Below are 13039 nucleotides of genomic sequence, written 5' to 3'. Positions count from 1 at the left end.
TTAAGTATATGAATTACAGAATTTCATAATGTGTGCCGAACCAGAACAGCAGTGCCACATAAAGTGCCGATGCAGCGAGAAATCCGATGTCACGTGGGGTGATTTTTAGATGGGCCAGCTTCAGACGTTTGGATTCTGGATGTTTCATGCCGTAAGAGAAACCGCGTGTCTCCAGTGCTTCAACGGTTGTGCGTGAGCGTTTGGCTGTAGCCAGCATGAGTGGGAAGAAGGACACAATGAACAGTTTCATATAATAAACGACAAGCCGCCAATAGAGCCATCCATGCCGGGAAGGAACAAGGCCCCGCAGTCGGTAGGACAACATGATATTCCGGAATTCACCAAACAGCACTGGCAAGATCCGATAAGCGTAAGAGAGGCTGAACGAGAATGTTGCAGGCATGCCGAGTGCAAGTAATCCATCACCAATCCGTTCCGGGTCCATACCCGAGAAGACGGTAATACTCGCCAGCGAGACGATCGATAGTTTCAGGGTGAGCAGCAACAGGGGGAATGCAGATTCCCAATTGCCCCCGAAGAACAGCGAGATGATAAACATCCAGCCCACTTGACCGATTAACCCCAGGCAGAGAATGATGATAATAAAGGGAGCAGCCCGAGATAAAATCGTGGTGGTGACCATGAGCAGGAACATGCCAAGCAGCACGGTGCCGTTATGAATAAACCAGGGTACAATGGCAAAAAAGAGATACCATATCAGCATAGCACGCGGGTCAATCCGTGACAGGCTGGCATGACCACTGCCATATACGGTATTCATTAGCTCCAGCTGTATGCGTTCAATGGATAGTTTGTCAAACCAGTTGCGGACAAGCTGCATAACGAGCCTCCTCCTTGGCGAATGATTGATTCAACAGACTTGCAACAAAGGCATCGGTTGTAGGATAAAGTGTAGGCAATCCGATACGGTGCGAGAGCTCCATGATCTGCGTAAGTGCAAGTCCCGATCGACGCAGAAGGGATTCATCTGCGAATACCTCGGAAGGGGTGCCGTCGGCTTCTACCCGGCCATTGTGAAGTACAATGACCCGACTGGCCCACTGGGTAACCAGTTGCATGTCATGCGTGGCAATGACGGTTGTTCGCACATGCTGATCGAGTTCATCCAGTACACCGATTAATTCTTCGCGCGTAGCCAGATCCAGATTAGCAGTAGGTTCATCGAGCAACATGAGGGAAGGTTTCATGGCTGCGCCGATGGCGAGGGTAACTCGCCGTTGTTGTCCACCGCTAAGGAGTCGGGCATCCCTCTCTTGGAGTGGCGTAAGCCGGAAGCGATCCAGCACATGAGCGATCTGCTGGTCAGCTTCCTGAATGCGACGGGTTTTCAGGAAATACGCCACTTCTTTGCGCACACTGTCTTCGATAAACATCTCGGAGGAGTTCTGAAAAATATAAGCGACCCTGCCAGCAAGCTGTTCCAAAGATGATCGATGGGTAACTTCGCCCAAAACGCTGACGCTGCCTTCTTGAGGCAAGCTGATTCCAGCCATGAGTTTGAGCAGTGAAGACTTGCCGGCTCCGTTGTTGCCCACCAAGGCAATCCGTTCTCCTTCATGCAGTGAAAAGTTAATGCCACGAATAACCTCATGCTCTTTTTTGCCCAGTCCTCTGTACCGTAACCGCGTATTTCGAAATTGGACAATGGGAACGGGCTGCCCAGTAGAATCTGTCAGTGTGCCTCCCGATATCCGAGACATGGCTGAACCGTTCTGCTCCATGGCAGACTGGATCGTATTCACGGTTTGCATCTGCAACGAATGCTCTGCGGCAACCGTCTGTTTGCCTGAAGCATGTATGTTCTGCTGGTATTGTCGTTGTACAAAGTAAATCGCGGCTTCATCCAACGTAATGGGTAACCAATGACGAGTAGCAGAATCCTGAATACCGCTGGAGAATTCACCTTCCTTAAATTGCTCAACGGCTTGAATAGCTGCACGAGTCACCTCGGGTGGCTGAATGCCAAGCCGCTCCAGATCGGCGATTCGATTCAAGCCTTCCTTGACGGGAAGATTCCATAACACACGGCCTTTATCCATCAGCACCACATCCGCGCAGAAGTCGGCGATAAATTCGGTATGATGTTCAATGACGATAATCGTCTTGCCATATTCCGTATTTAATCGGGACAGACATTCGTAGATCAGTCTCGCATGCTGCGGATCAAGCTGCGAGACAGGCTCATCGACGATCAGAATATCCGGGTCGAGTGACAGGGCACCAGCCAGAGCGAGCAGATGTTTCTGCCCACCACTCAATTCCCAGATGTATCGGTTATGAATGGTATCCAGTCCGCACATGACAAGTGCGTGTTCACCCAACTCCCGGTAGTTGGATAACCCGTAGTTCAGAGGTGCAAAGAAGGCTTCATCCAGAACGGTTGGGCGGACCAATTGGTTATCAAAGTCCTGGTATACGTAACCGATTTTTCTGGACAGGTCTGCAACACTTCGGCCTTCAGCAGGTACACCAAGTACATGGACTTCACCAGAGAAGTCTCCCGTGTAGAATTGGGGGATCAGGCCGTTGAACAATTTGCACATCGTGGATTTGCCACAACCGTTGCTCCCGATGATTGCAGTGAAACTGCCCCGTGGGAGTTCAAGTGAAACCCCGTTCAGGACAGGCTCCTCTGAGCCGGGATAGGTAAAGGTCACATTTTGAATGGAGATAGCGGACTCCGGTGTAGGAGTAGAAACGGATTGGGACATTACATTATGCATAAGGACGGTTCTCCGTACCTGGAGCAGATTTGTTCTTGTTGCGTCTGGCCCGCATGAAGATGAGTGTCACCACAGCGATTAATGCCGCAGCACCAATACTGATCCAGATAGAGGCAGAGCCGTATTGATCCGCATAGTCCGTCTCCCACACCGCAAAGTTAATGTCCATCTCGGAGAGGGATTCGGCGCCGAAAGCTAACGCGAGCAGTAACACACCGATCAGGATAAGCTTTGGACGGAAGAAGCCAATGCCTTCATATTTCATGCCAGGATTGCGAGGTTTGATTCCGAGCAGTGGTTCAATTTTTCCATAGAGCAGTGGAACCAGATACAGCGTAGGCAGTAGAGCGAACAGGATGCCCGAGAACAGTACGTCATTGAGGAAACCAACGCCTTCGATCAGTACCACACTTTCAGCGAGTCCCGGAACCGCTTCAAGCTGTTCCACGCCGATCCATACTTTGCCGATATCGACCAGCGAACTGAGGAACTGATGAATGATGACTCCGGTCATGGCTGCAATGCCGACCTGCCTGCGATTGCGTGGATCACTGACCATACGTCCTGCGACGTACATGGCGAAGGAAAATGTAATGAACTTTTCCAGCTCGCCAAGTCCACCGAATTGTCCCAACATCAACTCACCAAAAATGACTTCGCCAAGAGCCGCACCAAGAGCGGCAATCATGGGATGGAACAGAATGCAGAGGGTCAGCGGAATAAAAGCAAAGTATTCGACTGACAGTTCAATTAATCCAAGCTGCAACTTGGGAATAAGCTCTGTGAACATGTTGGACAAGCCGTACAGTGACATGGAAAGCACAAACACCATCATTTTCTGTGAAGACGTCAGCGTATAACGCTCAGTCATCTTCTTCATCGATACATACCTCCCTGAAAGTTGGTGATCATAGCCACAGTCTAGGGGCAGAGTATTAACGGGAAAGAAGACATTTGTAAATCAATTGTAATTTTTATTACATATTATAATTTTAATGAAAAAAATATTACATAATTTGACCACTTCTTCTTCAGTCTACTGATATACTGGTTGGAGAGCGAGAAAAGGAGTGTATCCTGAATGAATTTGTTTACCCAAAAAGAGCAGCTATCGCCAGGTCATCTGAAAATTGCCGATTTTGTTGAGCGTAATCCCGAAGAGATTCTATTCATGACGGAACAGGAGATTGCCGATAGGCTGGGGGTTAGTATTGCCACGGTATCCCGTTTCTGGCGTGCAGTTGGATATGACAATGCCAAGGCGTTCAAAATACGCCTCCGCACCTCTGAAGATACCACGCCGGCGTTGAAATTAAATAAAACCATATCCCGCATGGATACGGATAGCTTGCCTGTTCAATTATTGGAAGCTTCCGTTAGCCATTTGCAGGAGACGTTGTCTCATATGAAGCAAGGGGATTTGGAGCAGGCCGCAGCGATTCTTGCTGAAGCCCGAAGAGTGTACATCTATGCCCCTGGTCCATCTGCAGGTCTGGCTGAGCTGTTGTCATTCCGCTTGTCCAGATTCGGATTGACCGTCATTCATCTCGCCAGAGGTGGACATGAGTTATTGGAATCGTTGATGCACATGCAGCAAGAGGATATGGTGATGCTCATGTGTTTCACCCGTTTGCTGCCTGAAGCAGAGGTCATTCTGGATTATGCCAGTGATATGAGAAGCAAATCCATACTTGTGACAGATCGGGAAGACCTGTTATATGGACTGGCGACCGAATTATCTTTTTACGTCAGCAGAGGGGAACTGGGAGAATTTCATTCCATGGTTACTCCACTGCTCTTAATGGAACAGATGGTGCTGGCTGTGGGATTGATGCAGAAGGAGCGTGCGCTGTCCAAGTTGGAACGGCTTGCTGAACTGCGCAGTCGGTATGGAAATAAGCTACCGCGAGGCTGATGAATGGGAAGGACGGTATAGAGCTATTTCAGTACGCGAATACAGCGCGATCAGAACCAGTTAGGGCATCGGATTACGGATTGCAGCATATGGCGTTGGATGTGGACGATAATGCAAGAAGCTGCACAGTGAAGCGAAGCGCTGGACACCACCGGGCGGGAAGACATTAGAGAAGACCAAGTAAATACAGGGTGAAAAGACAAAAACAATAAAGATGAGATTAGATAAGAAACAGGACGATGGTCGCGACGAATCGTCCTGTTTCTCTTGTTTATAGGGGCTAAGCGGTTACAAAAAAACAGAAAAAATGTTCCTGATTCACAAAGTGAAAATTAACATACTAAAAAATAAACGGCAAAAGGTGATCCAAAATACTGCAAATCGGGTATCAATAGTAGAGTCATCTAGAACCTGATGGATACATATGTTGCTATGATCGTTGTTTCGCTGGTTAAGGCTGTTAATTATGGATGGACTGTGGGGGTTATCAAGTGCCTATATTAGATATGGAAAAGAAAGATGTTGTCACCGATGCAATGGTCATCAAAGCGATGGAGAAAAGTCTTGCTATCATTCGATTTGATCTGGATCGACGGGTAACCTACGTGAATGAAGTCTTTGCCCGGACGATGGGATATACGGTAGATGAAATGTATGGCATGTCACATCAGCAGTTATGCTTCGGCCATTTTGTGAATACCCCAGACTATGATGCTTTTTGGAAAAGCATTTTCAGTGGAATAAGTTTTCAGGATAAGGTCGAGCGCAAGGATGCGAACGGAAATTCAGTATGGCTTGAAGCTACATATATGCCGGTGTACGATGAGACGAATCGAAAAGTATTAGGTGTTTCCAAAATAGCAACCAACATCACGAATCGTCAGAACAATATTTCGGTCGTGGTGAATGAACTGAAAACCATGTCTCATGAGCTGAATAAACAAGCAGATGTTGGTATTGGACGAAGCCAGGAGTTAATGTCCAGTATCTCCTATATCTCCGAGGTGTCGGCTTCTAACCGTGCAACGCTAACGCATCTACAGGAACAGGCTGGATCAATTCAGGGAGTCGTACGAACCATACGCGAGATTTCGTCTCAGACGCAACTGCTCGCGTTGAATGCTGCCATTGAGGCTGCACATGCAGGTGAATTCGGACGAGGATTCGATATCGTAGCCAAGGAAGTAAAGAAGCTATCTACAATGGTGGAGAGTTCGATTAATGAGATTCGTGATAGCGTTACCGGAATAACCAAGGAGATCGGTAATATCACAGGTGGTACACAAAAAGTAGAGGAATATGTTGAGCAGAGCCAGAAAAGGATTGAGATCGCTTTGCATGACTTTACGGCCATTGCTGCATCTGCTCAGTTGCTTGATGCGAAAGCGGAGCATGTGACCAGAATCGTTTAATAAAAGTGGGTAGTGGCGGTTCCTTATACAGGGACCGTTTTTTTGTTGTTCTGGACACAAAAAAAAACGGGAATTATTGTGATCAAAGGGGGACACAATACTTGGGAATACCTGCAGCTTCATCATGCAGAGAAATGTTGGGGTGGGAACATGTGGTCAACAATTGTATCCTACGTGCCGGATTGGACCATATGGATTCAGGCATTCTTGGTCCTTATCATACCGATCGGCATTACAGTAACCATGCGGTGGATCAATGCCGCCATTAAGCGTGGAACCTTCTCTCGTTCCGAGAAACCCTCCATATCCTCGAAAGATATTTCTCCTGCTACCGCGGGTCAGGGTCAGGGAACCGAAACGGGCCACTATGCCAATATTAAAATGACCGGCAAGTACAATACGGATCTGATTAGCGTAAGAGAAAGCTTTGGTCAAAATGCTGACGTTCATATTCGGGAATTCACCATTAGAGGTACGAATACACGGGCAGCCGTCATATATACCGAAGGCCTGGTGGATCAAGACTTAATTGATGATCACCTGATCACACCATTAATGTTGGAAGGCGTACCAGAGCTTAAGCGAGAGGGTTTCCTCCATCCGGATAATGCACATTTACTGTCAGCCTACCTACAAGAGCAATTGCTACCTGTCAGTCTGGTTGAGGAGACCAAGTCCCTCCAAGAGGTCGCAGTTGGCGTGCTTTTTGGCAAAAATGCACTGTTGGTCGATGGATTGCCAGGGGCGCTGTTAATTGGAGCTCACAAGATCAAAACACGTGGTGTGAACGAACCTTTGTCAGAAGGGTTGTTACGTGGGCCCCGAATTGGTTTTACAGAACAGTTAAGTGATAACACAGGTATTCTACGTCGATATGGAAGTGATCAGAGCCTCTTTATTCAGAAGTATGAAGTAGGTTCACGGATCAAGAAAGATTTGGCTGTTGCCTATATTCAGGATATTGCTGACCCTAATCTCGTGGCGGAAGTCCAAAAGCGAATTGAAGCGATGGATATGGATTCCATGTTGGAATCAGGGTATGTTGAACAGCTTATCGAAGACAATACGCTCAGTCCGTTTCAACAAGTGTTAAATACGGAAAGGCCAGACCGGGTGATGGGTGCTTTGCTGGAAGGGCGAGTGGCTATTTTATTGGATGGGACGCCATTTGTCTTGATTGTGCCAGTGACGTTTAGCATGTTGCTCCAATCTCCCGAGGATTACTATGAACGATGGATTCCTGGAACATTCCTGCGAATGCTGCGCTTTATGTCCGCCATGCTGGCCTTGCTCGCTCCTGCGCTCTATATCTCGTTTATCTCGTTCCATCCGGGACTTATCCCAACCAAGCTGGTATTGACGATCATTGAAACGCGGACGGGAGTGCCGTTTCCTTCAATTATCGAAGTACTGATCATGGAACTTTCAATTGAGATTCTGAGGGAGGCCGGGATTCGTCTACCTAAGCCGATTGCACCAGCGATGGGTATCGTTGGAGGTCTGATTATCGGCCAGGCTGCTGTACAGGCCGGGATTATCAGCCAATTCCTGGTCATCGTTGTTGCAGTTACCGCCATATCCTCCTTTACGATCCCTGTCTATAGTGCCGGCATCACACTGCGAATTCTGCGATTTGCTGCCATGTTTAGCGCGGCTGTACTCGGATTGTTTGGCGTGGTTATGTTCTTTCTCCTTATATGTACCCATCTTGCGAGACTCTCGAGCTTTGGCCTACCTTATGTTGCACCGGCCGTTCCTTATCACTTTGGGGAATGGAAGGATTTCTTTATCCGTGCTCCGCTAAATATGATGAGGAAGCGTCCCGAGATGTCTAATCCAATAGATAAAGACCGCAAAAAATAAATCAAGCAAATCACGAGGTATGAGGTGGGATGAAGTGAACGGTTCTGAAGGAAGTATCAGCACAAGGCAGGCCGTCGTAATTATAGTTAATTACATGCTTGGCGCGGGGATCCTGACCCTCCCCCGAACGACGAGTAAAGCTGTCGGAACACCGGATGTCTGGATCTCCATCATTTTGTCTGGACTGATTATCACGGGTGTCGGAATTATTCTGGTTACCCTGTGTCGCAGATTTCCGGAGAAAACAGTGTTCCAGTTCACCCGTGAGATTACGGGGAGCTGGATTGCTTACATATTGGGATTCGCCATGATTGTGTATTTTATGGTGATCGCCGCTTTCGAAATCAGGGTTATGGCTGAAGTGACAGGCACGTATTTGCTTGAACGTACACCAACATGGGCCATCGTGATGGTCTTTATGTGGATTGGCATATATTTGATCTCAGGCGGACTCGCCGTCATTGTGCGTGTATTTGAGATCATTTTGCCGATTACACTGATTATATTTGTGATTGAAATTTTGCTTAGTAATCAGTTATTTGAGATCGGCAATCTGAGACCCGTACTCGGAGAGGGTATCATGCCAGTCCTCAAAGGTTTGAAACCTTCGCTGCTGGCTTACACGGGGTACGAAGTCATGTTTGTCATGACTGCTTATATGAAAAACCCCAAAAAGAGCAATGTAGCCATGAGCTGGGGCATCATCATATCGACTATGATTTATCTGATTACTGTAGTGATGGTTGTAGGCAGTCTGTCACTCGACGGCATCAAAACACGTACTTGGCCCACGCTCGATCTGGTTAGAAGCTTCGAGATTCAAGGTTTGATCTTTGAGCGTTTCGAATCCTTGCTATTGGTCATCTGGATTATGCAGATCTTCTCCAGCTTCACGATCACACACTATTGTGCTTCGGTAGGTATTCGGGATTTGTTTCGTACGAAGAAGATCAAGGTCATTATGTACGCCCTTCTGCCGTTGATATATCTAACGGCATTGATGCCGAAAACTGTGGACGAAACCTTCAAACTTGGTGATATGTTGGGCAACTCATCCGTGCTTTTATTTGCCACTTTACCTCTGTTGCTGCTGATAATAAGTCTGATACGCAAAAAGGGAGGCAAACATGCATGATTCGTTTTTTTATGCTTTTACGTGTAGCCTTTGCTTTGTCCGTCCTTCTGGTAATATCCGGATGCTGGAGCAGTAGGGAGATCGAGGAACTAAGTGTCTATGTTGGTCTCGGGATCGATATCGCTAAAGAAACAGAATTTGAGAAGGACATCGCTGCTCAGGGAGGAACGTATCCAAAGAATAATTATTTAACTGCTACGGTGCAGATTGCTCCGGGCAGTTCCAACAGTAAACAGAGCGGACAATCCGGTTCACCTGCTTCTGGAAAGACTTCCTACTCCAATGAACAGCTTACTGGAGATTCCTTGCTGCAAATCTTTCGTCAGTTTGCACTAAGGCGAGATCGTCCACTTATCGGACATCATCTGAAGGTTATCGTTGTCTCCAAGGATATTGCCAAAAAGTATAGTCTGGTCCAGCTACTGGACTTTGTACTTCGGGATAACGATATTCGTCCAAATTGTCTGGTACTGATAAGTCATCATCGTGCCGTGGATGTCCTGACTTCAGATGATCCCTCCCGGATTCCAGCATTTTATCTAACAGGTATTACCAGTAATTCGTACTTGTCCAACAAAATCCTGGACCCTGTTTTGCTCTCCAAATTAGATGCCCAAATGCAATCCGGTTCCAGTTTCTTGCTCCAGAATGTACTGTACTCCAATGGAGAGGACAAATTCTCCGGAGGCAGCATATTCGATGGGAAAACAACTAAGTTTATTGGAGAACTGAGTCAAACGGATCTGGAAGGTTTATCGTGGATCAAGCCTAAAGAAAAAGGAGGCGTTTTGAAGACTTACAACAAAGCGGGATTCACCGTTGTATACGAAATGAAGAAGAAGAAAACAAAAGTAATTCCCAAGGTGGTTGGTAATGACATTTCATTCCATGTAAAGGTCGATTCCGAAGGCTGGTTGATGGAAGATTGGATTTCTCCCGAAAGAGAGGAAAAAGGGGATTATCTTAGAGAACTAGAAAATGAATTCTCAGAACTGGCCGAACAACAGATTCGCCAGGTGTTATACAAGCTGCAGCATACCTACAAAGTGGATGTTGCGGATTTTCGGGACAGCTTGCGTATTAAAGAACCCAAAACATGGAAGAAAGTCAAAGATGATTGGGACAACATTTTTAGCACTGTGCCAATCACGTATGAGGTAAAGACCACCATCACCAATCCGGGGTCTTCTACCGAATAGCGAGGTGTGCCATTTATTATTTAAATGTTGACACATTCATGATAGATCGCTATATTTATAAAAAATCATTTTCTTATCCAGAGAGGTGGAGGGACTGGCCCTTAGAAGCCTCAGCAACAGATCTGAAGGATACTGTGCTAATTCCAGCGGGTGAAAGCCTGATAGATAGGAGCGTTTGTTTTTATTTGTCAGTAACGGCGCACTCTTTAGGCAGAGTGGGTCTTTTTTGTTTTTTCTGGATGAAGAAGTAGGGGAGCAGCAGGTATGGAGAACAACAACGACAAAGGGCATTTTCAGCGGAAAATGCAGGCACGGCATGTGATCATGCTCTCTCTTGGTGGAGTGATTGGAACAGGATTATTCCTAAGCTCGGGTTACACGATTCAGCAGGCTGGACCACTTGGGACCATTCTGTCTTATCTGATCGGAGCGATCGTCGTATATCTGGTGATGCTCTGTCTTGGTGAACTCTCGGTTCACATGCCAGAGACGGGAGCATTTCATAGCTATGCTGCCAAATATATCGGACCAGCAACGGGCTACACGGTGGCTTGGTTGTACTGGTTAACCTGGACCGTTGCACTGGGTTCCGAATTCACAGCCGCTGGATTGCTGATGCAGCGCTGGTTCCCATCGGTCAACGTATGGATATGGAGTGCACTGTTTGCACTGATGATCTTTCTGTTCAATGCATTAACGGTGAAATTTTTCGCTGAATCCGAGTTCTGGTTCTCATCTGTGAAAGTAGTGACTATCGTAGTCTTTATTATTATCGGTGGCGCAGCCATGTTCGGGTTCTTTCCGATGGCGGATGCTGAACCAGCGCCGTTTCTATCGAATATTACAGCATCCGGGTGGTTTCCCCATGGGGCTACAGCGATATTGATGACCATGCTTGCTGTAAACTTTGCATTCTCAGGCACCGAGTTAATCGGCATTGCTGCCGGGGAGACAGAGAACCCGGAGAAGACGATACCCAAAGCCATTCATACGACACTGTGGCGTTTGGTTATTTTCTTCATCGGAACGATTGTTATCTTGTCTGCTTTGCTACCGATGTCGGATGCCAGTGTACTGCAAAGTCCATTTGTAGCGGTAATGGAGCGGGTGGGTGTACCGTATGCAGCAGACATTATGAACTTTGTTATTCTGACGGCGATTCTCTCTGCTGCCAATTCAGGCCTGTATGCTTCGTCACGGATGCTCTGGTCTCTGGCTGATAAAAAAACGATCTCTCCGTGGTTTGCCAAATTGACTAAACGCGGGGTGCCATTGAATGCACTTCTGATCAGTATGGTTGGTGGTGCGCTGGCCCTGCTGTCTAGCATCATTGCGCCAGGTACCGTGTATATTACACTGGTTTCCATTTCAGGTCTGGCTGTCGTTGCGGTATGGATGAGTATCAGTGCCTCCCAATACATGTTCCGCAGACAATATATCCGGGAAGGCCATGCGGTTAAAGATCTGGTGTACCGTACTCCACTATACCCGGCGGTACCGATTATCTCATTTATATTATGCCTGGCTTCATGCATAGGTATTGCTTTTGATCCTACGCAGCGAATTGCGCTGTATTGTGGGGTTCCGTTTATCGCAGTGTGTTACGCAGCTTATTATCTGACAGAACGTGTGAATAAGAAAAGAGGACAAGTACATGACGCAAGCACAACAGACTAACCCCATAGAACAGATCCTGCGTGAACATCCGGTCATGATTCTGGATGGAGCGCTGGCAACCGAACTTGAACAGCATGGATGTGATCTGGACGATCCGCTCTGGTCTGCTCGTGTATTAATTGAGAATCCGGATGTTATCGTTCAGGTTCATGCGGATTATTTTCGGGCAGGAGCTGACTGCGCGATTACATCCAGTTATCAGGCGACAGTGGATGGCTTCAGCAAGAGAGGAATCGGAGAGCAGGCAGCGTTGGATCTGATCCGCAAGACGGTGGAACTGGCTGCACAGGCGAGAGATGACGTATGGGCGGAAGTGCAAAACAGCGTGTTAGAGAACACGGAAGTCACCCCTGAGGGCAATTCTTCCTTAATGGATACAAAAAAACAAATGTCTGTTGTCCCAGAGAAAGGTCCCTTGGTTCGGCCACGACCGCTCGTTGCTGCTTCTGTTGGACCCTACGGTGCATACCTTGCTGATGGATCGGAGTACATTGGTCATTACGGCGTCACAGATGAGACATTGGCTGAGTTCCATCGTCCACGTATAGCAGCCTTGCTTGAAGCGGGAGCTGATATTCTGGCATTGGAGACCATTCCATCCTTGCAGGAAGCACAGGTGCTGGTTGATTTGCTGAAGGAGTTCCCTCATGCATATGCCTGGCTATCTTTCTCCTTAAAAGATGGAATGACAATCAGTGAAGGTACGCCGATTGAGACGTGCGCACAATTGTTTGGTTCCGAGCCACAGATTGCTGCGATTGGCCTGAACTGTGCTCCGATGGAAGTCGTGACGGAAGCCGTAGGTATTCTGAGTCGTGCCAGCGCCAAACCCGTCATTGTCTACCCGAACTCGGGAGAAGTATACGATGCAGCAACGAAGACGTGGAGTGGACAGGGAACGTGTGGCAGTATGAGTGATGCTTCGGAACAGTGGGTTGCTGCGGGTGCGAAAATTATTGGCGGCTGTTGCCGTACTACGCCACATCAGATTGGTGAACTTGCCAAGAAGTGGCGATAGCAGATCACATATATCATAAACAGCCCTTCCACCTTTTATAAAGGCATGGAAGGGCTGTTTATTGCGTTGTAGAATC

At 47.4% G+C, this 13039-nt stretch carries 11 protein-coding genes and 1 riboswitch; of the genes, 8 read left to right on the top strand and 3 right to left on the bottom strand.

All coding sequences use genetic code 11. From position 1 onward, the window contains the following. Window positions 1-13: 13 nt before the first annotated feature. The 3 genes from FS628_RS26390 to FS628_RS26380 are packed head-to-tail and all read right to left on the bottom strand — an operon-like array spanning window position 14 to window position 3624. Window positions 14-841, bottom strand: coding sequence for an energy-coupling factor transporter transmembrane component T family protein (locus FS628_RS26390; RefSeq protein WP_145325909.1), 828 nt, complete (start codon window positions 839-841; stop codon window positions 14-16). Continuing rightward, window positions 816-2744, bottom strand: coding sequence for an ABC transporter ATP-binding protein (locus FS628_RS26385; protein ID WP_260871199.1), 1929 nt, complete (start codon window positions 2742-2744; stop codon window positions 816-818). Before FS628_RS26385 ends, FS628_RS26390 begins: the two co-directional genes overlap by 26 nt. Further along, window positions 2737-3624, bottom strand: a complete 888-nt coding sequence (locus FS628_RS26380) for a cell division protein FtsQ (protein ID WP_145325908.1) — start codon at window positions 3622-3624, stop codon at window positions 2737-2739. The genes FS628_RS26385 and FS628_RS26380 overlap by 8 nt, the downstream gene beginning before the upstream one ends. A gap of 201 nt (window positions 3625-3825) precedes the next feature. On the opposite strand from FS628_RS26380, the gene FS628_RS26375 reads away from it, so the two are divergent. From FS628_RS26375 to mmuM, 8 genes are all read left to right on the top strand, one after another. Then, window positions 3826-4659: a MurR/RpiR family transcriptional regulator gene (locus FS628_RS26375; protein WP_145325907.1), complete on the top strand. Its 834-nt coding sequence runs from the start codon at window positions 3826-3828 to the stop codon at window positions 4657-4659. Next, window positions 4659-4829, top strand: a complete 171-nt coding sequence (locus tag FS628_RS32095; RefSeq protein ID WP_222125293.1) for a hypothetical protein — start codon at window positions 4659-4661, stop codon at window positions 4827-4829. The genes FS628_RS26375 and FS628_RS32095 overlap by 1 nt, the downstream gene beginning before the upstream one ends. Before the next feature lie 336 nt (window positions 4830-5165). After that, the gene (locus tag FS628_RS26370) at window positions 5166-6071 is read left to right on the top strand and encodes a methyl-accepting chemotaxis protein (RefSeq protein ID WP_145325938.1); all 906 of its coding nucleotides are present in this window, start codon (window positions 5166-5168) and stop codon (window positions 6069-6071) included. Window positions 6072-6221: 150 nt separating this feature from the next. Next, complete coding sequence (locus FS628_RS26365; protein ID WP_145325906.1) at window positions 6222-7934, top strand: spore germination protein; 1713 nt, start codon at window positions 6222-6224, stop codon at window positions 7932-7934. Window positions 7935-7968: 34 nt separating this feature from the next. Beyond that, a complete protein-coding gene (locus FS628_RS26360) occupies window positions 7969-9069 on the top strand; it encodes a GerAB/ArcD/ProY family transporter (protein ID WP_145325905.1) in 1101 nt (366 codons plus the stop codon). Beyond that, entirely contained in the window at window positions 9066-10268 is a 1203-nt protein-coding gene (locus tag FS628_RS26355) for a Ger(x)C family spore germination protein (protein ID WP_145325904.1), read from the top strand. The genes FS628_RS26360 and FS628_RS26355 overlap by 4 nt, the downstream gene beginning before the upstream one ends. 70 nt (window positions 10269-10338) lie before the next feature. Further along, window positions 10339-10440: riboswitch (SAM riboswitch) on the top strand. A gap of 92 nt (window positions 10441-10532) precedes the next feature. Further along, window positions 10533-11945: an S-methylmethionine permease gene (gene mmuP, locus FS628_RS26350; protein WP_145325903.1), complete on the top strand. Its 1413-nt coding sequence runs from the start codon at window positions 10533-10535 to the stop codon at window positions 11943-11945. After that, window positions 11923-12963 (top strand): homocysteine S-methyltransferase, encoded by a 1041-nt coding sequence (gene mmuM, locus FS628_RS26345; protein WP_145325902.1) that lies wholly within the window; start codon window positions 11923-11925, stop codon window positions 12961-12963. The genes mmuP and mmuM overlap by 23 nt, the downstream gene beginning before the upstream one ends. Window positions 12964-13039: the final 76 nt, after the last annotated feature.

This window comes from Paenibacillus xylanexedens, from assembly GCF_007676705.1.
GTDB lineage: Bacteria > Bacillota > Bacilli > Paenibacillales > Paenibacillaceae > Paenibacillus > Paenibacillus xylanexedens_C.
Note: the sequence above shows the minus strand (reverse complement) of the source record. Positions and strands in the feature narration are given on the sequence as shown.